Consider the following 18105-nt stretch of genomic DNA (forward strand, 5'->3'; position numbering starts at 1 on the left):
CATGATCGTTCACTATTGTCTGGCGAAGCGCGACCGAGCCCCGCCTTCCGGTGGCAGATCGTTCGGTCGGGAGCGAACAGACCGGATAGATCCGGATCGATGTTTATGTGCCGGGCGACCGGATCGAGAGTATGGATCCGGACTTAGACCGATTCACCTCGCGGCGGTCGACCGTGTACGGCGAGCGCGGCGTGGTGGCGACAAGCCAGCCGCTCGCGAGCCAGGCGGGGATCGAGGTGTTACGCGAGGGGGGCAACGCGTTCGACGCGGCGGTCGCGACCGCCGCCGCGCTCAACGTCGTCGAGCCGACCTCGACCGGGCTCGGCGGCGACGTGTTCGCGCTGTACCGGACCGCCGACGGCGAGGTCGGCGCGATGCGCTCCTGCGGCGGCGCGCCCGCCGACGCGACGATCGAAAGTGTGCGGGCGGCGCTCGCCGAGGACGACGACGCCGACTCCTACTACCCGGACGACGGCGGCTACGCGGTCGACGACGCCGGCGAGGCCGAGATGCCGTTCTACGGGCCGCACGCGGTCACCGTCCCGGGAACGGCCCGCGGCTGGGAGGCGACCGTCGAGAAGCTGGGTCGGCTCACGCTCGCCGACGCGCTCGCGCCGGCGATCCGGTACGCGACCGAGGGGTACCCGGTGTCCGAGGTGATCGCCTCCTACTGGGCGAGCGCCGACGCGCTGTTCACCGACGACCACGCCCGCGAGGCGTTCCTGTTCGACGGCGAGCCGCCGGCCGTCGGCCAGACGGTGACGCTCCCGCGGCTCGGCGAGTCGATGGAGACGATCGCAGAGGAGGGCGCGGACGCCGTCTACGAGGGCGAGATCGCCGAGGCGATCGCCGACGAGGTCCAGTCGCAGGGTGGGTTCATGACCGTCGACGACCTCGCCGAGTTCGAGGTCGAGTGGCCGGAGCCGGTGTCGACGACGTACAACGGCGCCGAGGTGTACGAGCTACCGCCGAACAATCAGGGGCTCATCGCGCTGGAGGCGCTCAACGTCGCCGCCGAACTGGGCGCGGGCGAGCACGACTACGACTCCCCCGAGCGCGTCCACTACTTCGCCGAGGCATTGAAGCGAGCCTTCCACGACGGCCACCGTTACATCACCGACCCGGAGTACGAGGAGATCCCCCCGCTCGCGTCGGCCGACTGGGCCGCCGAGCGCGCCGCCCGCGTCGGCGAGACCGCCTCGCACGACGTCTCCTTCGGGGTGCCGAACGCGAACGCGGAGGACGCCGACACCGTGCTGCTCACGGTCGCCGACGACGCCGGGAACGTCGTCTCCTACATCAACTCGCGGTTCGCCGGCTTCGGCTCCGGGCTCGTCGCGGGCGACACCGGCATCGCGCTCCAGAACCGCGGGGCCTCGTTCTCGCTCGACCCGGACCACCCGAACAGCCTCGAACCAGGCAAGCGCCCCTTCCACACCCTCATCCCTGGCGTGGTCCGGTTCGACGAGGACGACTGGGCGGCGTTCGGCGTGATGGGCGGGTACATGCAGCCGCAGGGCCACGTCCAGGTGATCTCGAATCTGGTCGACTACGATATGCCCCTCCAGCGCGCGCTCGACGAGCCGCGGTGGCGCTACCGCGAGGGCGGCGAACTCGCGCTCGAACCTCACTTCGACGACGACGCCGCAGCCAAACTGGTCCGGAAGGATCACGACGTGCGGACGCTCTCGCCGGTCATGTTCGGCGGCGCGCAGATCGCTCGCAACCGCGACGGGGTCCTCTCGGCCGCCACCGAACCCCGGAAGGACGGGAACGCGCAGGGGTACTGAGCCGACGGGTGGCGGCGAGGTGCGGTCGAGTCCCCGTCGCCACGGCGGCCGATCCCGGTTCGACGGGGCGTCCCGTTCGCGTTCCGTCACGCGCCCCCGACCACCTATCAGCGAGCGGGAACGACCCGCGTTTCCGGTCGCCGCCGGTCCGGCCCGAGACGCACCGTAAGCCTCCCAGACCGCGAGAGGAGCCGTCTGAATCCGGGGAGTTCGCGGGTGTGGTATTTGTGGTCGTGGATACACTTATAATGGCTCGCATGGTATTCGCTCACAGGATGAAGCGAAGAATCCAGCGACGCGACGTACTCAAGGGCGCCGGCGCGGTCGGCATCGCGGGGCTCGCCGGTTGCTCGACGGAGAGCGGCGACGGGTCCGACGGCGGCGACGGGTCTGACGGAGACGACGGCGGCGACGGGATGGACGGGGACGACGGCTCCGACGGGTCCGACGGCGGCGACCAGAGCAGCGTCCCGGACGCCGTGATGGTCGTCGGGTTCCCGCAGTCCGGTATCCAGCTGTTCCGCGACTTCTACTCGGACTTCGCCGACAGCGCGCCCGACCTCGACATCATCGTCCCCGACGGGCTGATCGACAGCGACCTGCCCGGCGAGGTCGACAACGACATGAACAACGTCATCGGCACCGCGCCCTCGGCCGGCGGTCCCGGCGCGGAGTTCTTCACCGAGTCGTATCAGGAGGAGTACGGCGAGGAGCCGGGCGTGTTCACGGCGCAGGCGTACGACGCGATGGCGGTCGAGATCCTCGCGGCGACCGCCGCGGGCGAGAACAGCGGCGAGGCGATCCGCGACCGCGTCCGGACCGTCGCTAATCCCGGCGGCGACGAGTTCGGCCCCGCGGACCTCCCCGAGGCCGTCGAGACGGTCGCCGCCGGCGATCCGGTCCACTACGTGGGCGCGTCCTCGGGCGTCAACTTCGACGTCAACGGCGACATCGCCACCGCCGCGTACGACATCGTCGACTTCCAAGACGGCGAACTCGTCACCCTCGACACCGTCGAGTTCGGCAACGAACTCTCCGAGGAGGACCGGAACGCGACCGCCGCGGACCCGGTCGGCGTCGACTCGTTCACCGCGCGAATCGGCGTGTTGATGCCGGAGACGGGTGACCTCGGTCCGCTCGGCGTCCCGATCCGCGACGGCGCCCTGCTCGCGGCGACGCAGGTCAACGACGCGGGGATCAACGTCGACGTCGAGACCCGAGTTGAGGACACGCAGACGGACCCGCAGGCCGGTATCTCGGGCGCGAACGCCATCGTCAACGCGGGCTACGGCGCCGTCGTGGGCCCGGCGTCGTCGAACGTTAACCTCCAGGTCTCGGACCAGGTGTTCATCCCGAACGGCGTCGTCGGCATCTCGCCGTCCTCGACCGACCCGAACGTGACCGATCTGGAGGACAACGACTACATCTTCCGGACCGCGCCCTCCGACCTGCTTCAGGGGCCCGCGATGGCCGACCTCGCCGTCAGCGACACGGTCGGCGCGGCGAGTTCAGGGACGCTGTACCTCAACGACGCCTACGGCCAGTCGCTGGAGGAGTCGTACGTGAACGCCTTCGAGGAGCGCGACGGGACGATTACCGAGCGCGTCTCGTTCGAGCCGAACCAGGCGACGTACACCAGCCAGTGGTCGAGCGTGCTGAACCAGTAGGAACCTCGACGGAGACCCGTTCCGGTTTTTCGCACGTGAACCGCGCCGGCCGGTTCTGAGAGAGTTGAACCGCAACTGATAGCGTTCAAATCACTCTCGGTAATTTCCTCGCTTCGCTCAGAAAATACACCGGCCGGGACTCCCGCAAATGAAGCGAGCGGGAGTCAGGCCGGGGCACGATCGCAGGAAGTGCACCGGCCGAGATTTGAACTCGGGTTGCAACCATGGCAAGGTTGCGTGATACCACTACACTACCGGTGCGTGCTTCGCACTCGTCTCTTGTTTAGAGACTCACTTAAGTCTTTGAGATCGAGACTGCCGGGCGACGTGGACGGTGCGGTGACGCCGCGGCGGCCACCTCACCGCTCGCGCTGTCGCGCGATCTCGTCGGCGTGGGCGTCATGAAGGTCGGCGAACGCCGCGGCCTCCGCGCGCTCCTGTGCCCCGTCGTCCCGACGGTCGCGGAGCCGGCGCTTGATCGCCGCCAGCGCGTCGGCCTCGCCCGCCGCTATCTCGTCGGCCACCGATCTGGGGTCGTCGACGACGCGCGAGACAAGCCCGGTCCGGAGGGCGGCCTCTGCGTCGAGTACCCGTCCCGAGAGCGCGACGTCGAGCGCCTCCCCCTCGCCCATCACCCGCGGTAGTCGCACCGTTCCGCCCCACGCGCCGAACAGACCGAGGGAGACCCCCGGCTCGGCGAACGTCGCCCGCGGCGTCGCGACGCGCACGTCCGCCGCCAGCGCCAGTTCGACGCCGCCGCCGCGGGCGGGACCGTCGACCCCGCAGACGACGGCCGACGGCGAGTCCTCGATCGCGGCGGCCACGCGCTGGCCCCGCCGCGCGAACGTCTCCGGGTCGTCGAGCGCCGCGACCGCGTCGAGGTCGGCGCCGGCGCAGAAGGCGTCGCCCGCGCCGCGGAGGTACGTCACCGGCGCCCGGGGGCCGGCCGCGGGCGGTTCGAAGGCCTCGCGCAAGGCGGTCAGGTCGGCGGGGCGCAGCGCGTTGCGCGCTTCGGGGCGGTCGAGCGTGACGACGCGCACGTCGCCGTCGGTTCGGGTTCGGATCACGGGACGGAATCCCGTTCGTTTCCAAAGGTCTTTGCCCTTCGCTCGTCTACCGGTTACCAATGGACGATGCCGCGCGAGCGCGTGACGCCGCGCGCGAGGCGCTCGCGGACGTCGAGCCCGAACAGCTCCGCGAGGCCCTCGACGCGCGAATCGGCGAGGCGGCGGTGACCCCCGGCGTGCTGGCGCTGGTCACCGCTCGCGCGCTCGACCCCGACGTCGAGCTCGGCGACGTGACCGATCGCGCCGCCGGCGTACAGCTCATCTACGAGGGGTTGCGGCTCACCCGTACGGTGGCCCGCGAGGAGCCGTGGGTGACCGCGCCGACCGCCGCCGACATCGACGCGGACATGGACATCCTCGCTGCCGACGTGCTCGTCTCCCGCGGCTTCTCGCTCCTGGCGTGTACCGACGCCGCCCGCCCCGCGGTCGACGTGGTGCGCGCGTTCGGCCGCGACCAGACGCTCCGCGACCGCGAGGGGACGGACGCCGAGACGGCGGTCGGGCTCGACCGCAACCTGGAGGTCGACGCGCTGGAACTCGCCGTCGTCGCCGGGACCACGGCGGTCGGCGGCGACCCGCCCGAGGAACTCCTCGCGTACGCCCGCGACCTCGCGGCCGACTGCGACGGCGAGTTCCCGCCCGCGGGCCGGGCGCTACCTGAGACGACCGCCGACCGTATCGCCGATATCTCGGATCGCGCCGTCAGCGCGACCGATCGGTGACCGGATCGGGGACGACGCCGGAACCGGTCCCGATTCCCGGACGTCGCGCCCGCGGATCGAAACCCATAAAGTCGAATCCGGTCAACGACTGAGTGCGTGCCTGGGTAGCTTAGCGGTAAAGCGCGTCCTTGGTAAGGACGAGACCCCGAGTTCAAATCTCGGCCTAGGCTCTTCCTGCGACCTCGCCGCTCATTCGCTACCTTCGGTTACGAACGTCGCCGCCCGCCGGACCAGCGCGTCGTGCGGGTCGACTTCGGATCGCCGCGCGAGCACCTGCTCGAACGCCTCGTCGAGGCCCCGGTCCGTCAGTCGCGCCATCGCCGCCGCGGCGACCGCCGGGCTGCGGGAGGCGCCGGCCGAGCAGTGAACCAGGACGCGCTGTCCGGCCTCGCGCCGCTCCACGACCGTCTCCGCGGCGGCGGCGAACGCCTCGTACTCGTTTCGCGGCCCGTCCGTCATCGGCGTGTCGACGCGAGCGACGGCGCCGGTGTCCGGGTCGTCGTACGTCAGCGTCACGACGGCGTCGACGCCGCGGCGCCGGAGCAGCGACTCGTCTTCGGCGTCCGACATCGTCCCCACGAGGAGCCCGGGGGCGACCTCATCCATTTTTACACACGCCGTTGGCCGGCCGTTCGGACGCGACCGAATTAAACGCACCTCGTTCGCGGCGCGGTTTATCCGACGACCGACGGCGGTCGGGAGCTCGCCGCCCGTACGCGGTTCCTTTATCTCCCGTCGCCGACCGACACGCCACATGGGCAAACACGAGCGCGGCTGGGTCGAGGCCACGGAGAAGCTGACGGCGCAGCTCGCGAACGGCGCGGAGCCGGACGCCGACCTCGAAGAGCGGGGGCGACCCGATCTCGGCGAGGCGCTCGCCGACCGGCTCCGGAGCGACTTCCCCGACCTGACCGCGGTTCGCCACGCCGGCAACTCCTACGACTCGCTGGGCGATCTGATCGTCGAGTCGCCCGACGGGGAGACGTTCGTCGAGGCCAAGTTCGTCGCGAGCGGCGGCACGCGGGCGAACCTCGGGCAGGACACGCTGACGCAGTTCGGGCTCTTCGAGGACGCGACGGCGTGGAGCGACTTCCGCGAGGAGATCGGGTTCCCCGAGGACCGCGAGGCGCTCCTTCGCGAGTTCGACGGCTACCCGGACGACGTCCGCGACTGGTCGTACAAGTCGGCGGTGTACGACCGCGCGAAACACCTCAAGAACGTCCTCGACGTCTCGCGGGGGCAGAACACGGGGTCGCGGGCGGACGAGGTCCTCGCGGACTCGGACGCGACGGAGGGAGAGCGCGAGGCGGCCCGGATCGTCAACGCGATCCTCGACCTCGACCGCGAGGAGAAACTCGCGTACTTCGACCACCTCCGCGAGGCCGAGCAGAACCCGCGCAACGTCGAGACGTTCGCGCACCTGATCGTCTGCGGCTACCACACCGCCGACGCGCTCGAAGCACACTTCGACGACGATCTTGAAGAGATCAAGCGGCTGCTCGAAGCCGACGCCTACCGCCTCTACGAGGTGAACAGGAACAGCGGGACGGTGTCGGTCGAGAACCCCTCGGAACTGCTCGCCGGGTTCGACTGGCGGGACACCCGCGTCGAGATCCCGGAAGACGGGACCTCCGTGAGCGTGGTGACGGGACCGCCGGGCGACCGGCGGCGCGTGCTGAACATCGCGTACAACTGGAAAAACAAGTTCCAAGGGATCCAGACGCCGTCGATGAACGTGTTTGTCCCGGAGGCATGAGCCGGGGCGGTCCCGAGGCGTGAACCCGCGGTCGGCGAGACCCCGGGCCGCCTCGGCGACCCGCATCCTTTTGCGCTCGGACGCTAAGGATCATCCATGTCACGCGGCCGCCGGAAGCCGGACTGGCTGAAGTCGCGCCCGCCGTCCGGGAGTCGGTTCACGGAGATCAAGTCCACCCTCCGCGAGCACGACCTCCACACGGTCTGCGAGGAGGCGAACTGCCCGAACATGGGCGAGTGCTGGTCGGGGAACGACGGCCCGGGCACGGCGACGTTCATGCTGATGGGCGACCGCTGCTCGCGCGGCTGTAACTTCTGCGACGTCGAGACGGGCGGGATGGAGCCGCTCGACCCGGACGAGCCCGCCAACGTCGCGGACGCGGTCGCGGAGATCGGGTTAGACTACGTCGTCCTCACGTCCGTCGACCGCGACGACCTCGCCGACGGCGGGTCGGCGCACTTCGCCGAGACGATCCGGGCGATCAAGCGCCGCGACCCCGAGATCCTCGTCGAGACGCTCATCCCGGACTTCCAGGGCGACCCGGAAGCGATCGATCGCATCATCGACGCCGGGCCGGACGTGATCGCCCACAACGTCGAGACGGTCGAGCGCCTCCAGTGGCCGGTCCGGGACCGCCGCGCGAACTACGAGCAGTCGCTCGCCGTCCTCGATCGGGTCGACAAGAGGTCCGACATCCACACCAAGACGAGCCTCATGCTCGGCGTCGGCGAGTACGACCACGAGGTGTACCGGACGCTCGGCGACCTCCGCGAGGTCGGCGTCGACGTGGTCACCTTCGGCCAGTACCTCCAGCCCTCGCGCTCGCACCTCGACGTGTTCGAGTACGTCCACCCCGACGTCTTCGAGACGTGGCGGCGGGTCGCCGAGGAGGAGTTCGACTTCCTCTACTGCGCGTCGGGCGCGATGGTCCGGTCGTCGTACAAGGCCGGCGAGCTGTTCGTCGAGGCGCTGTTGCGCGAGGGCCGCTCGCCGGAGGCGGCGCGGCGTCGGGCGCGGGCCGCGGGCGGCGACTGAGGCCGCGTTCGGGACGCGGTGGGGGGTGACAGCTGTCAGGCGCTTTCGAGGTATCGATGTTTGTCCGAACAGCGAGTTATTTACCGCTCGGTGACCCACCCTGTGTCAGTGAGACGTACACATGGGAACAACTGACTCGTCGATCGTCGACGCGGCGCGGGCTCGGCCGGGGCTTCTCTTCGTCGTCCTCCTTGCGGGCCTGCTCCTCGTCGACCTCGCAGCGAAGCTCGCGGGTGTCGGCCTCGGCCCGATAGGAGGGTCGCTCTCCGTCGACCGGCTCGGCTCGAACCTCTGGAACGGGGTCGTGATCGGCCTCGTGATCGGGCTCGCGGGGATCGGCCTCTCGATGACGTACAGCATCCTCTCGTTCGCGAACTTCTCGCACGGTGACCTCGTCAGCGTCGGCGCGTTCTCCGGGTGGGGCGTCGCGTTCCTGATCGCCGGCCTCGGCGACATCCCGGTCCGCGCGCTCCTGACGGTCCGCGACGCCGGGAACGCCTCGCCGGGCGACATCGGCGCGCACATCCTCACGACGCCGGGCGCGATCCTCGTCGGACTGGTCGCGGCGTTCGTCGTCACGGCGCTGCTCGCGGTGGCGCTCGACCGCGCGTTCTACAAGCCGATGCGGGATCGCGACGGGATCTCCCTGCTCATCGCCTCTATCGGCGCAGCGCTCATCGTCCGTTACCTGCTCCAGTTCGGGTACGGCTCCGACCGGCGCGGCGTGACCGCCAGCGTCGACGCGTCGAACCTCGCGTTCGACCCGCTCGGGCTCTCGGTGAACGCGCACGAGCTCACCATCCTCGTGGCCGCGGTCGGACTGATGCTCGCGATGCACGGCATGCTCCAGCACACGAAGCTCGGCACCGCGATGCGGGCGATGGCCGACAACAAGGACCTCGCGCTCATCACCGGCATCCCGGCCGAGCGCGTCGTCACCGCCACGTGGATCATCGGCGGCGGGCTCGCGGGGGCGTCCGGCTACCTCTACGTGCTGCTCCGCGGGACGATCCAGTTCGACTTCGGCTGGCTCCTCCTGCTCCTCATCTTCGCGGCCGTGATCCTCGGGGGGATCGGCTCGGTGTACGGCGCCATCGTCGGCGGCCTCGTCATCGGCGTCGTGTTCACCACCTCGACGATCTGGATCCCCTCCGACTTCAACCAGGCCGCCGCGTTCGCCGTGATGATCCTGATGCTGTTGTTGCGCCCAGAGGGACTGTTCGGCGGGGTGACGACCGCATGAGCGACGCCGACGCACCCGGCGGCTCCGCCTCCGGGCCGTCCGCGGGCGGGTCGGAGGCGCCCGAGAGCGCGACGGCGGCGCTGGTCGAGGCCGCCCGCGAGAGCGACCTCGGGCTCGTGGTCGGGACGCTGCTCGCGATCTACGCCGCGGCGACGCTGCTGACGTTCACCGACGGGCTCAACAGCGTCGTCGGACTCCTAGAGACGCTGACGTTCCTCGGGCTCGTCTACGCGCTCACCGCGCTCGCGTTGAACCTCCAGTGGGGGTACACCGGCCTCTTCAACATCGGCGTCGCCGGGTTCATGGCCGTCGGCGTGTACACGATGGGAATGGTCGTCCGTTCGCCGGACCCCGCCTTCGGGCCGCCCGGGCTCGGACTGCCGCTCCCGGTCGGCATCGTCGCCGGAATGGGCATGGCGGCGCTGCTCGGCGGGGTCGCCGCCCTGCCGGCGCTGCGACTCAAGGCCGACTACCTCGCCATCGTGACGCTCGGCCTCTCGGAAATCGTCCGCCTGTCGCTCCAGTCGAGCGCCTTCGACAACTTCCTGCGCGACACGATCGGCGCCGGAACGGGCGGGGGTCGCGGGATGGGGATGCCGGACAACCCGGTCCGCGACCTGTTCCTCGTCGACGGGCAGGCGGGGACGCCGACCGCGTTCGGCGACCTCGTCTTCGGCGTCTTCGGGAGCGATGGCCTCGGCATCTCGCAGCCGATCCTCATCGGGTGGGGGTACATCGCCGTCCTCGCTGCCTTCCTCGTCGGCTTCTACCTCCTGCTCGAACGCCTCGGCCGCTCGCCGTTCGGCCGGACGATGAAGGCGATCCGGGAGGACGAGCTCGTCGCCGACTCGCTCGGCAAGGACGTGAACCTCGTGAAGATCAAGGTGTTCGTCATCGGCTGCGCGCTGATGGGGCTCGCTGGCATCCTCTGGTTCGGCAGCCAGGGCAACGTCTCGCCGACGCCGCAGTTCCGGCCGCTCCTCACCTTCTACGTGTTCATCGCGGTGATAATCGGCGGGTCGGGGTCGAACACCGGCTCCGTCCTCGGCGGGATCGTCTTCGCGGCGGTACTGTTCGAGGGGCCCCGCCGCGTCGGCGGGACGGTCCGGGGACTCATCGACGCGCAGACGCCGCCGTCGTTCGCCGACGCGGTCGCCTCGCTGGACCCGGTGACGTTCCTCGCGTACGCGACCGAGAACGTCGCGCCGCTCCAGTTCGTCTTCCTCGGGCTCGTGCTGGTGTTCATCATCCACCGACGGCCCGAGGGGATCCTCGGCGACCGGATCGAGACGGCCGCGGCCGTCGACCTCTCCGAGCGGCCCGCCGGAGGTGAGAGCGATGAGTAGCGACGCCCCCGACCCGAGCGACTCCGCCGAGACCGACGCGGACGCGCCCAACCCGGGAGACGTCGCCGCCACCGACCCCGTCACCGCGACGACGGACGGAACGATCGGCGAGCCCGAGGCGAACGACAGCGAGGTGGAGGAGGCGGCGAAACACGTCCCGTCGGGGTCTCCCTCGGAGGCACCCCCGCTCCGCGTGGAGGGGTTGGTCAAGCGCTTCGGCGGCGTCACCGCCGTCGACGGCGCCTCCTTCGAGGTCGAGTCCGGCTCGCTGACCGGGCTCATCGGGCCGAACGGCGCAGGCAAGTCAACGACATTCAACTGTATCACCGGCGTCCACGAGCCGACCGGCGGGTCGGTGTACTTCGAGGGCGAGGAGATCACCGGCCTCAAACCGCACCAGATCGCGCGGGAGGGGCTGGTCCGGACGTTCCAGATCGCCCGCGAGCTCTCCGAGATGACCGTCTTGGAGAACCTCATGCTCGCGCCGCAGGGGCAGCTCGGCGAGTCCGCGATCCGCGCGGTGACGCCCGGGCTCCGCGGCGCCGTCGTCGAGGAGGAGACCGCGCTCCGCGAGCGGGCGTGGGAGACGCTGGAGTTCTTCGAGATCGATCACCTCGCGCACGAACACGCGGGGAACCTCTCCGGCGGACAGCGGAAGCTGCTGGAGATGGCCCGGGCGCTGATGACCGACCCCGAGATGGTGCTGCTCGACGAGCCGCTCGCCGGGGTCAACCCGACCTTAGAGGAGAAGCTCCTCGACCGGATCCACGACCTGCGCGCGGACGGCTACACCTTCCTACTCGTCGAGCACGACATGGACATCATCATGGAGAACTGCGAACGCGTCATCGTCATGCATCAGGGCAGCGTGCTCGCCGAGGGGACCGGCGACGAGATACGGAACGACGAGCGGGTCATCGAGGCGTACCTGGGTGAGGAGCTATGACGGCCGACGCAGCGGCGGACGACGCGGAGACGACAGCCGCCGAGACGGAAGCGAGCGAAGCCGGTGATTCGGACGCGACTGCCACCGCCGGCACCGACCACGCGATCGACGGCGACGCGATCCTTCGCCTGCGCGACCTCGACGCCGGGTACGGCGACCTCCAGATCCTCTCCGACGTGGTCCTTGACGTGGCCGACGGGGAGTACGTGACCGTCGTCGGGCCGAACGGCGCCGGGAAGTCGACGGTGATGAAGACCGTCTTCGGGCTCACGACCCACATGGGCGGGACCGTCGAGTTCGAGGGGGAGCCGATCCACGGGCTGGCGCCCGAACAGATCATCCGCGAGGGGGTCGGCTTCGTCCCGCAGAACGACAACGTCTTTCCCGGACTCAGCGTCCGCGAGAACCTCGAAATGGGCGCGTACATCCTCGACGAGGTGCCTGAAGACCAGATCGAGACGATCTACGACCGCTTCCCGATCCTCAGGGAGCGCAGCGAGCAGAAGGCCGGAACCCTCTCCGGCGGGCAACGGCAGATGGTCGCGATGGGGCGAGCGCTCATGCTCGACCCCGACCTCCTGCTGCTCGACGAGCCCTCGGCCGGCCTCGCCCCGGACCTCGTCTCCGACATGTTCGACCGGATCGACAGGATCAACGATGGGGGGACGGCGGTGCTGATGGTCGAGCAGAACGCGAAAGAGGCGCTGCGCCGCTGCGACCGCGGGTACGTGCTGGTGAACGGCGAGAACCGCTACACCGACCGCGGCGACGTACTGCTCGCGGACGAGGGCGTGCGACAGGACTTCCTGGGCGGGTAGCCGTCCGCCGCGTCGCACTCGTGTCAGGGGTCGGCGGCGACCCAAGGGCAGGGGGCCGGTGCCGACGCGGACGGACCCCGTCCGTTTAACAGCGCGTGCGTCGTCTGTTCTCGTATATGGTCGAAGCTCTTCTTCTCGTCGGCGTCGCGGTGGCGGCGTTCGTCGGATACAACATCGGCGGGGCGACGACGGGACCGGCGTTCGGGCCGGCGGTCGGCGCGGACGTGCTATCGAAGGCCGGCGCGGCGGGGCTGATGTCGGTGTTCTTCTTCGTCGGGGCGGGGACACTGGGCCAGCGCGTCGTCACGACGCTCGGCGAGGACCTCGTCACCGGGGCGAACGTGTTTACGCTGGAGACGAGTATCATCGTCCTCTTTTTCATCGGCGGCGCGCTGTTCGTCGGCAACTTCGCCGGCGTCCCGGCGTCGACGTCGATGACGGCGGTCGGCTCCATCGCCGGGCTCGGGATCGCGACGAACACCCTCGACTGGGCGGTGATGGGCGAGATCGCGATCTGGTGGCTCGTCGCGCCGATCATCGGGTTCTGGGTCTCGGGCGTCGTCGGCCGCTACTTCTACTCGGCGATCGACCGCTGGGTGGCGATCGAAAGCACGGAGGGTGCGCTGTTCGAGTTCGACCGGTCGGGGCCGATACCGCGCCCGACCCTCGGCCCGAACACGACCCGACGCGAGCTGACGGGAGGAGTCGTCGTCATCGCGATCGGCTGCCTGATGGCGTTCTCCTCGGGCACCTCGAACATCGCGAACGCCATCGCGCCGCTGGTCGCGCTGGACGGCGTGGAGATGACGCCGATGATCCTCCTCGGCAGCGCCGCCGTCGCGGTCGGCGCGTTCACCATCGCCCGACGGACGCTCGACACGCTCGGTAACGACATCACCGACCTCCCGCTGACGGCCGCCATCGTCGTCGCGGTCGTCTCCTCCGGGATCGTGATCAGCCTCTCCGCGGTCGGCATTCCGGCGTCGTTCGTCATCATCGCGACCATGTCGATCGTCGGGCTCGGCTGGGGGCGCGCGACCCGCACGGTGACCGTCCGACAGGGGATCAAAGGCGAGAAGGAACCGACGGTCTCCGTCGGGGCGCTGACGGCCGACGAGATGCCGGCGATCGGGGAGGGCGACGCGAGCGACATCCCCTCGGCGTCGGACCTGTTCAACCCGGGAACGAGCGCGCGCGTCGTGCTGATGCAGAACGTCGTGCCGATCCTCTCGACGGTGGGCGCGCTGGTGACGTTCACCGCGCTCTTCGCGTTCGTCTGGTAGCGGAACTCGACGGCCGCGGTCCGAGCGCGTCAGCGGCCGAACCGGCGCTGTCGGTCCTGGAAGTCCAAGACCGCGCGGAGATACTCCCGCCTGCGGAAGTCGCGCCAGTTCACGTCGGTGAAGTAGAGCTCGGCGTACACGGACTGCCAGATTGCGAAGTCGGAGAGCCGCTCGGCGCCCGTCTTGATGACCAAGTCGGGCTCTTCGGGGAATAGCAGCCGCTCCGAGACGTCGGCCTCGTCGATGGCGTCCGGCGTGATCTCGCCGGCCGCGACGTCGTTCGCCAGTTCGCGGACGGCGCCGGCGAACTCCGCCTTACCGCCGAGGCCAACCAGTATCCGGACCGGCGCGTCGGTGTCGCCCGCGGCGGAGTCGCCGCCGAGGTCGCTTCCCGCTTCCCCCGGCGCGTCGGCGTCTGGGCCGCGGACCACCGTCTCCGCGGGGACATCGAGCCGGCGGAGCTCGCGGACCAGCGTCGGAGCCACGGCCCCGTCGAGGACGGAGACGGAGACAGTGACGCGCTCCGCACCGTACTCGAACGCCCAGCCGATGGCCGACGACAGCGTGTCGAACGCGCCGTCGGCGAGGAGGTCCCGCTCCGTGAGGACGAGGGCGACGTGCGCCGGCGGCTCGGCGTCGTGGAGACGGTGGCGCGTCGCGAGATACGTGTCGTAGAGACCCACGTCAGGGGGATCCGGTCGCGCGTATAAATGGTTTCCCGACGACGAGGGGTTTAATTCGCTGACGCCCCTATCGGAGTCGATGGCAGACGCCTACCGCGGGGTGTTCGGCGCGATCCCGTACGCGTTCCGCGCGACCGAGTCCTGGATGATGCGGGCGTACGCCGCGCTCGGCGCGCTGGCGGCCGGGTTCGTCGCGCTCGTCGTCACTCTCGCCTTGGTCGTCTGGATGGGCGAGACCGTGTCGGCGCAAGGGGGGACGTTCCTGTTCTCGCGGTCGCTGTTCGTGGTCGCCGGGCTCGGCGCCGTCGGCCCGCTGCTCGCGCCGATACTGTTCGTCGCCCGGCGCCACCGCCGCGGCGACCGGGTCGCGGCCACGTACGACCGGTGGATGGGAGTCGCCGGCTTCCTGTTCCTGCTCTCGTTGTACCTCGGAATGGTCATCTCGGCGCCCGAGGGGCTCCGAGACCCGAGCGGCTCCGTCCTCGTCAACGCGCTGTACGCGCTCCCGCAGCTGGCGGGGTTCGTCCCGCCCGTCGCGGCCGCGCTCGCCGTCTTCGCGACGCACTTTCGACTCCGCGGCGGGACTGACGACGGCGCGGCCGTCGACGGCGACGCGTCGGGCGACGCCGGCGGGCCGGCGTGAAACGACGGCCCGCGGCCGCGGCTCGAAAGCCGGAAGTCGTCAGAGCGACTAGCCGAACGCAATGACCGACGAGAAGGAGAGCACGTTCCTCGTCACGCACGTCGAGAGCGACTCGGCGGTGCTGAAAGATGTCCACGACGGACAGGTTCACACGCTGAGCTCGAACCCCGGCCTCGACGTCGACGACGCCGTCGAGGCGACCGTCGCCCCCGACCCGCCGATGGAGGTCACCTATCAGGTGGTCGAGGTCGACGCGCGCCGCGCGCTCTCGATAGAGGAGAGCCCGGAGCCGCCGACCGTTCACGAGCGCGAACTCGCCGCGGAGACCCCGACGGGAGAGCTCGCCCGGCAAGAGCGCGCGGGCGTCGGCGAGGTCCACGTGCTGACCCCGCCGGAGTCGGAGACGGAGGCGGCGGTCACGGACGTGATCGACGACCGGGAGGGGACGCTCTCGCGCGCCGCCCGACTGGGCGTGAACCGCGTCGAGATCCGATCGGAGCCGGGCGTCGTCGCCGTGCGGTACCTCCCGTAACGCGGGGGGTTATAGCCTCGGTCGCCGCCGTCGGCCCACCAGATAAGAAGGCTTATTCGCGCCCGCAGAGGAAGCGGTATTTATGGTAGCGATCGAGGTGCCGGAAGTCAACTACACCGACTACTCGAACCGGCAGCTCGCGGCGGTGCCGCTCGCGTTTCTGGTCCTCGCGCTGGCGATCATCGGCGGCTGGGTCGTCGCCACCGGTGCGCCCGCGAACCTGGGACTGGAGTTCACCGGCGGCGTCGAGCTGCGAGTCGCGGACGACGCGAGCGGCGACGTCGAACAGCAGATCCAAACGGCCTTCGAGCGGGAGCCCGACTCGGTCCGAACGATCCCCGGCGACGACGTCGTCGTCGTCACGTTCCAGGCGTCACAGGACGATCCGGAGGGGCTCGCGAACGACCTCCAAGACCAGGCGGAGGCGGCGGGACTGACCACGACCGCGGTCGATCAGGTGTCGCCGAGCTTCGCGAGCGACACCGCGCGGACCGCCATCATCGGCGTGGCGATCGCGTTCCTCGGGATGAGCGTCCTCGTGTTCGCGCTGTTCCGGACGTTCGTCCCCTCGCTGGCGGTCGTCGCGTCCGCGTTCTCCGACCTCGTCATCCCGATCGCGGCGATGAACCTCCTCGGCATCCAGATGACGCTCGGAACGATCGCGGCGCTGCTGATGATCATCGGGTACAGCGTCGACTCGGACATCCTGTTGAACGACTCCGTGCTGCGACGGACCGGCGAGTTCTACGAGTCCGTGAGCCGCGCGATGCGGACCGGGGTGACGATGACGCTCACTTCCATCGCCGCGATGGTCGTGATGGCGATCGGCGCCTCGGTGTTCGGGGTGGGGCTGCTCCGTGACATCGGGATCATCCTCGCGGTCGGGCTCTGCGCCGACCTGATGAACACGTACCTGATGAACGTCTCGCTGCTTCGCTGGTACAAGTTCGAGGGGGTGGCGCGGTAATGCTCGAACCGATCAAGAAGAACTGGCGAATCCTGCTGCTCGTCGTCGTCGTGATCGGGTCGTCCGTGGCGCTCTTCGCTCCCGGGTTCGGGCCGGAGCCGGCGCCCGGGGAGAACGTCAGCGAGGCCCAGCAGGGGGTCACGAACCTCCAGTACGGCCTCGATCTGGCGGGCGGGACGCGGGTCCGCGCGCCGCTTTCGGGATACACCGCGACGGATGTCGCGTTCGGCGGTGACACGCCCGAGAGCGTCGCGGACGCGGTCGCGGCCGAACTGGACAACGCCTCCGTCCGAAACGTCGGCGTCGTTCCGGAAGAGGGTGCGGTCGAGGTGACGAAGCCGTCCGTGACGGAGTCCCAGTTCCGCGCGGCGATGGACGCCGCGGGCTACGAGTACGCGGAGGTTCGGTCGGGTGTCACGCAGGAGACGCGCGACGAGACGATGAACGTCATCCAGGGGAAGATCAACGAGGCGGGCCTCTCGGGCGGCAGCGTCCAACAGATCCAGTCGATCACCGGGGAGTACTTCATCCTCGTCGAGGTGCCGGGGCAGGGCCGGCAAGAAGTGATCGACCTCCTCGAGGAGCGCGGGACCGTCCGGATCGACATCGCGTACCCGGACGGAAACGGCACCGCGGTTCAGGAGGGAACGCTGACCCAAGGCGACTTCGAGACGATCGGGACCGCGGCCCAGAGCGACCGCGGTACCGGAGCGTACGTCCCGGTCACAGTGCGCAACACCGCCGAGAGCGGCCAGTCGCCGGCGCACTCCTTCCAAGACGCCGTGGCGCAACGCGGCTTCGCCGACGCGTACCAGACGGGGGCGGACCGGTGCGGATACAACGAGGAGACCGGTGAGATAGAGAACTCGAACCCGTGTCTCCTGCTCGTCGTCGACGGCGAGGTCGTCAACTCCTTCGGGATGGACCCGGGCCTCGCGGACAGCATGGCGGCCGGCTCGTGGGCCGACACCGGGAACTTCCGGCTCACGACGGGCGAGTTCGCCGAGGCGCAGACCATTTCGCTGAACCTCCGCGCCGGCGCGCTCCCGGCCGACCTCGACATCAGCGGCGAGGGGACTTCCTCGTCCATCTCGGCCTCGCAGGGTGAGAACTTCCGGACGTACTCGCTGGTCATCGGCGTGCTCTCGGTGTTGGCGGTCGCCGGGATGGTGTTCCTCCGCTACCGCGAACCGCGCGTCGCGCTCCCGATGATCGTCACGGCGCTGACGGAGGTGTACGCCCTGCTCGGGTTCGCGGCGCTGCTCGGCTACCCGCTCGAACTCGCGGTGATCGCCGGCTTCATCGCGGTCGTCGGGACCGGTGTCGACGACCTCGTCATCATCGCCGACGAGGTGATGAGCGAGGGCGACGTGAACTCGAAGAAAGTGTTCGACTCCCGGTTCCGGCGGGCGTTCTGGGTGATCGGCGCGGCCGCGGCCACGACCATCATCGCGATGTCGCCGCTGATGGTGCTGTCGCTCGGCGACCTCTCCGGGTTCGCCATCTTCACCGTCCTCGGCGTGCTGGTCGGTGTGCTGATCACCCGGCCAGCGTACGGCGACATCCTGCGCCGCCTGCTGACGGTCAAATAAGCCGGCCGACCGCGC

The 18105-nt window shown here is 69.8% G+C and carries 17 protein-coding genes and 2 tRNA genes; 15 read left to right on the plus strand and 4 right to left on the minus strand.

The annotated features are described in order from the left end of the window. The first annotated feature begins 131 nt into the window (after window positions 1-131). Together EXE51_RS07200 and EXE51_RS07205 are read left to right on the plus strand one after the other, a co-directional pair. Window positions 132-1790: a gamma-glutamyltransferase family protein gene (locus tag EXE51_RS07200; protein ID WP_089308173.1), complete on the plus strand. Its 1659-nt coding sequence runs from the start codon at window positions 132-134 to the stop codon at window positions 1788-1790. A gap of 275 nt (window positions 1791-2065) precedes the next feature. Beyond that, window positions 2066-3457, plus strand: coding sequence for an ABC transporter substrate-binding protein (locus EXE51_RS07205; protein WP_137692333.1), 1392 nt, complete (start codon window positions 2066-2068; stop codon window positions 3455-3457). A 190-nt stretch (window positions 3458-3647) separates the two neighbouring features. On the opposite strand, the gene EXE51_RS07210 is transcribed toward EXE51_RS07205, so the two are convergent. After that, window positions 3648-3718, minus strand: a tRNA-Gly gene (locus EXE51_RS07210). Window positions 3719-3816: 98 nt separating this feature from the next. Continuing rightward, on the minus strand, window positions 3817-4524 hold the full coding sequence (locus EXE51_RS07215) for an enoyl-CoA hydratase/isomerase family protein (protein WP_089308175.1): 708 nt from the start codon (window positions 4522-4524) through the stop codon (window positions 3817-3819). A 59-nt stretch (window positions 4525-4583) separates the two neighbouring features. On the opposite strand from EXE51_RS07215, the gene EXE51_RS07220 reads away from it, so the two are divergent. Beyond that, a complete protein-coding gene (locus EXE51_RS07220; protein WP_049931667.1) occupies window positions 4584-5246 on the plus strand; it encodes a hypothetical protein in 663 nt (220 codons plus the stop codon). Window positions 5247-5344: 98 nt separating this feature from the next. After that, a tRNA-Thr gene (locus EXE51_RS07225) sits at window positions 5345-5416 on the plus strand. 19 nt (window positions 5417-5435) lie between these two features. On the opposite strand, the gene EXE51_RS07230 is transcribed toward EXE51_RS07225, so the two are convergent. Beyond that, a complete protein-coding gene (locus EXE51_RS07230) occupies window positions 5436-5852 on the minus strand; it encodes a dual specificity protein phosphatase (RefSeq protein ID WP_137692334.1) in 417 nt (138 codons plus the stop codon). Window positions 5853-6000: 148 nt separating this feature from the next. Between EXE51_RS07230 and EXE51_RS07235 the strand changes: the two genes are divergently transcribed. The 7 genes from EXE51_RS07235 (at window position 6001) to EXE51_RS07265 (ending at window position 13673) form a co-directional block, all read left to right on the plus strand. Further along, on the plus strand, window positions 6001-7002 hold the full coding sequence (locus tag EXE51_RS07235) for a hypothetical protein (protein ID WP_094593341.1): 1002 nt from the start codon (window positions 6001-6003) through the stop codon (window positions 7000-7002). Window positions 7003-7098: 96 nt separating this feature from the next. Further along, window positions 7099-8037 (plus strand): lipoyl synthase, encoded by a 939-nt coding sequence (gene lipA / locus EXE51_RS07240; RefSeq protein WP_086219366.1) that lies wholly within the window; start codon window positions 7099-7101, stop codon window positions 8035-8037. 121 nt (window positions 8038-8158) lie between these two features. Beyond that, on the plus strand, window positions 8159-9280 hold the full coding sequence (locus tag EXE51_RS07245) for a branched-chain amino acid ABC transporter permease (RefSeq protein ID WP_049931671.1): 1122 nt from the start codon (window positions 8159-8161) through the stop codon (window positions 9278-9280). After that, the gene (locus EXE51_RS07250; RefSeq protein ID WP_049931673.1) at window positions 9277-10626 is read left to right on the plus strand and encodes a branched-chain amino acid ABC transporter permease; all 1350 of its coding nucleotides are present in this window, start codon (window positions 9277-9279) and stop codon (window positions 10624-10626) included. The genes EXE51_RS07245 and EXE51_RS07250 overlap by 4 nt, the downstream gene beginning before the upstream one ends. Further along, window positions 10619-11572 carry an ABC transporter ATP-binding protein gene (locus tag EXE51_RS07255; protein WP_086219363.1) on the plus strand — a complete coding sequence of 318 codons (954 nt, stop codon included), beginning with the start codon at window positions 10619-10621 and terminating at the stop codon, window positions 11570-11572. The genes EXE51_RS07250 and EXE51_RS07255 overlap by 8 nt, the downstream gene beginning before the upstream one ends. After that, complete coding sequence (locus EXE51_RS07260) at window positions 11569-12390, plus strand: ABC transporter ATP-binding protein (protein WP_176455110.1); 822 nt, start codon at window positions 11569-11571, stop codon at window positions 12388-12390. The genes EXE51_RS07255 and EXE51_RS07260 overlap by 4 nt, the downstream gene beginning before the upstream one ends. A gap of 116 nt (window positions 12391-12506) precedes the next feature. Further along, a complete protein-coding gene (locus tag EXE51_RS07265; RefSeq protein ID WP_137692335.1) occupies window positions 12507-13673 on the plus strand; it encodes an inorganic phosphate transporter in 1167 nt (388 codons plus the stop codon). Window positions 13674-13702: 29 nt separating this feature from the next. Here the strand turns inward: EXE51_RS07265 and EXE51_RS07270 are convergent, their stop codons facing one another. Continuing rightward, a complete protein-coding gene (locus EXE51_RS07270; protein ID WP_137692336.1) occupies window positions 13703-14356 on the minus strand; it encodes an undecaprenyl diphosphate synthase family protein in 654 nt (217 codons plus the stop codon). A gap of 79 nt (window positions 14357-14435) precedes the next feature. Here EXE51_RS07270 and EXE51_RS07275 point away from each other — a divergent pair, with 79 nt between their 5' ends. The 4 genes from EXE51_RS07275 to EXE51_RS07290 all read left to right on the plus strand — a co-directional run bounded on the left by EXE51_RS07275 (window position 14436) and on the right by EXE51_RS07290 (window position 18090). Further along, window positions 14436-14999: a hypothetical protein gene (locus tag EXE51_RS07275; RefSeq protein ID WP_137692337.1), complete on the plus strand. Its 564-nt coding sequence runs from the start codon at window positions 14436-14438 to the stop codon at window positions 14997-14999. Between the two features lie 61 nt (window positions 15000-15060). Then, window positions 15061-15531 (plus strand): DUF5812 family protein, encoded by a 471-nt coding sequence (locus tag EXE51_RS07280; protein WP_089308181.1) that lies wholly within the window; start codon window positions 15061-15063, stop codon window positions 15529-15531. Window positions 15532-15613: 82 nt separating this feature from the next. Then, window positions 15614-16498, plus strand: a complete 885-nt coding sequence (gene secF / locus EXE51_RS07285) for a protein translocase subunit SecF (RefSeq protein WP_049931679.1) — start codon at window positions 15614-15616, stop codon at window positions 16496-16498. Beyond that, window positions 16498-18090: a preprotein translocase subunit SecD gene (locus EXE51_RS07290; RefSeq protein ID WP_049931680.1), complete on the plus strand. Its 1593-nt coding sequence runs from the start codon at window positions 16498-16500 to the stop codon at window positions 18088-18090. The genes secF and EXE51_RS07290 overlap by 1 nt, the downstream gene beginning before the upstream one ends. Window positions 18091-18105: the final 15 nt, after the last annotated feature.

Source organism: Halorubrum sp. CGM5_25_10-8B (genome assembly GCF_005435095.1).
Classification (GTDB): Archaea; Halobacteriota; Halobacteria; order Halobacteriales; family Haloferacaceae; genus Halorubrum; species Halorubrum ezzemoulense.

Bases quoted from the DNA above. Each gene is read 5' to 3' on its own strand.
- EXE51_RS07200 (WP_089308173.1), top strand. From the start codon at position 132: ATGGATCCGGACTTAGACCGATTCACCTCGCGGCGGTCGACCGTGTAC.
- EXE51_RS07205 (WP_137692333.1), top strand. From the start codon at position 2,066: ATGAAGCGAAGAATCCAGCGACGCGACGTACTCAAGGGCGCCGGCGCG.
- EXE51_RS07220 (WP_049931667.1), top strand. From the start codon at position 4,584: ATGGACGATGCCGCGCGAGCGCGTGACGCCGCGCGCGAGGCGCTCGCG.
- EXE51_RS07230 (WP_137692334.1), bottom strand. From the start codon at position 5,852: ATGGATGAGGTCGCCCCCGGGCTCCTCGTGGGGACGATGTCGGACGCC.
- EXE51_RS07235 (WP_094593341.1), top strand. From the start codon at position 6,001: ATGGGCAAACACGAGCGCGGCTGGGTCGAGGCCACGGAGAAGCTGACG.
- lipA (WP_086219366.1), top strand. From the start codon at position 7,099: ATGTCACGCGGCCGCCGGAAGCCGGACTGGCTGAAGTCGCGCCCGCCG.
- EXE51_RS07245 (WP_049931671.1), top strand. From the start codon at position 8,159: ATGGGAACAACTGACTCGTCGATCGTCGACGCGGCGCGGGCTCGGCCG.
- EXE51_RS07250 (WP_049931673.1), top strand. From the start codon at position 9,277: ATGAGCGACGCCGACGCACCCGGCGGCTCCGCCTCCGGGCCGTCCGCG.
- EXE51_RS07255 (WP_086219363.1), top strand. From the start codon at position 10,619: ATGAGTAGCGACGCCCCCGACCCGAGCGACTCCGCCGAGACCGACGCG.
- EXE51_RS07260 (WP_176455110.1), top strand. From the start codon at position 11,569: ATGACGGCCGACGCAGCGGCGGACGACGCGGAGACGACAGCCGCCGAG.
- EXE51_RS07265 (WP_137692335.1), top strand. From the start codon at position 12,507: ATGGTCGAAGCTCTTCTTCTCGTCGGCGTCGCGGTGGCGGCGTTCGTC.
- EXE51_RS07275 (WP_137692337.1), top strand. From the start codon at position 14,436: ATGGCAGACGCCTACCGCGGGGTGTTCGGCGCGATCCCGTACGCGTTC.
- EXE51_RS07280 (WP_089308181.1), top strand. From the start codon at position 15,061: ATGACCGACGAGAAGGAGAGCACGTTCCTCGTCACGCACGTCGAGAGC.
- secF (WP_049931679.1), top strand. From the start codon at position 15,614: ATGGTAGCGATCGAGGTGCCGGAAGTCAACTACACCGACTACTCGAAC.
- EXE51_RS07290 (WP_049931680.1), top strand. From the start codon at position 16,498: ATGCTCGAACCGATCAAGAAGAACTGGCGAATCCTGCTGCTCGTCGTC.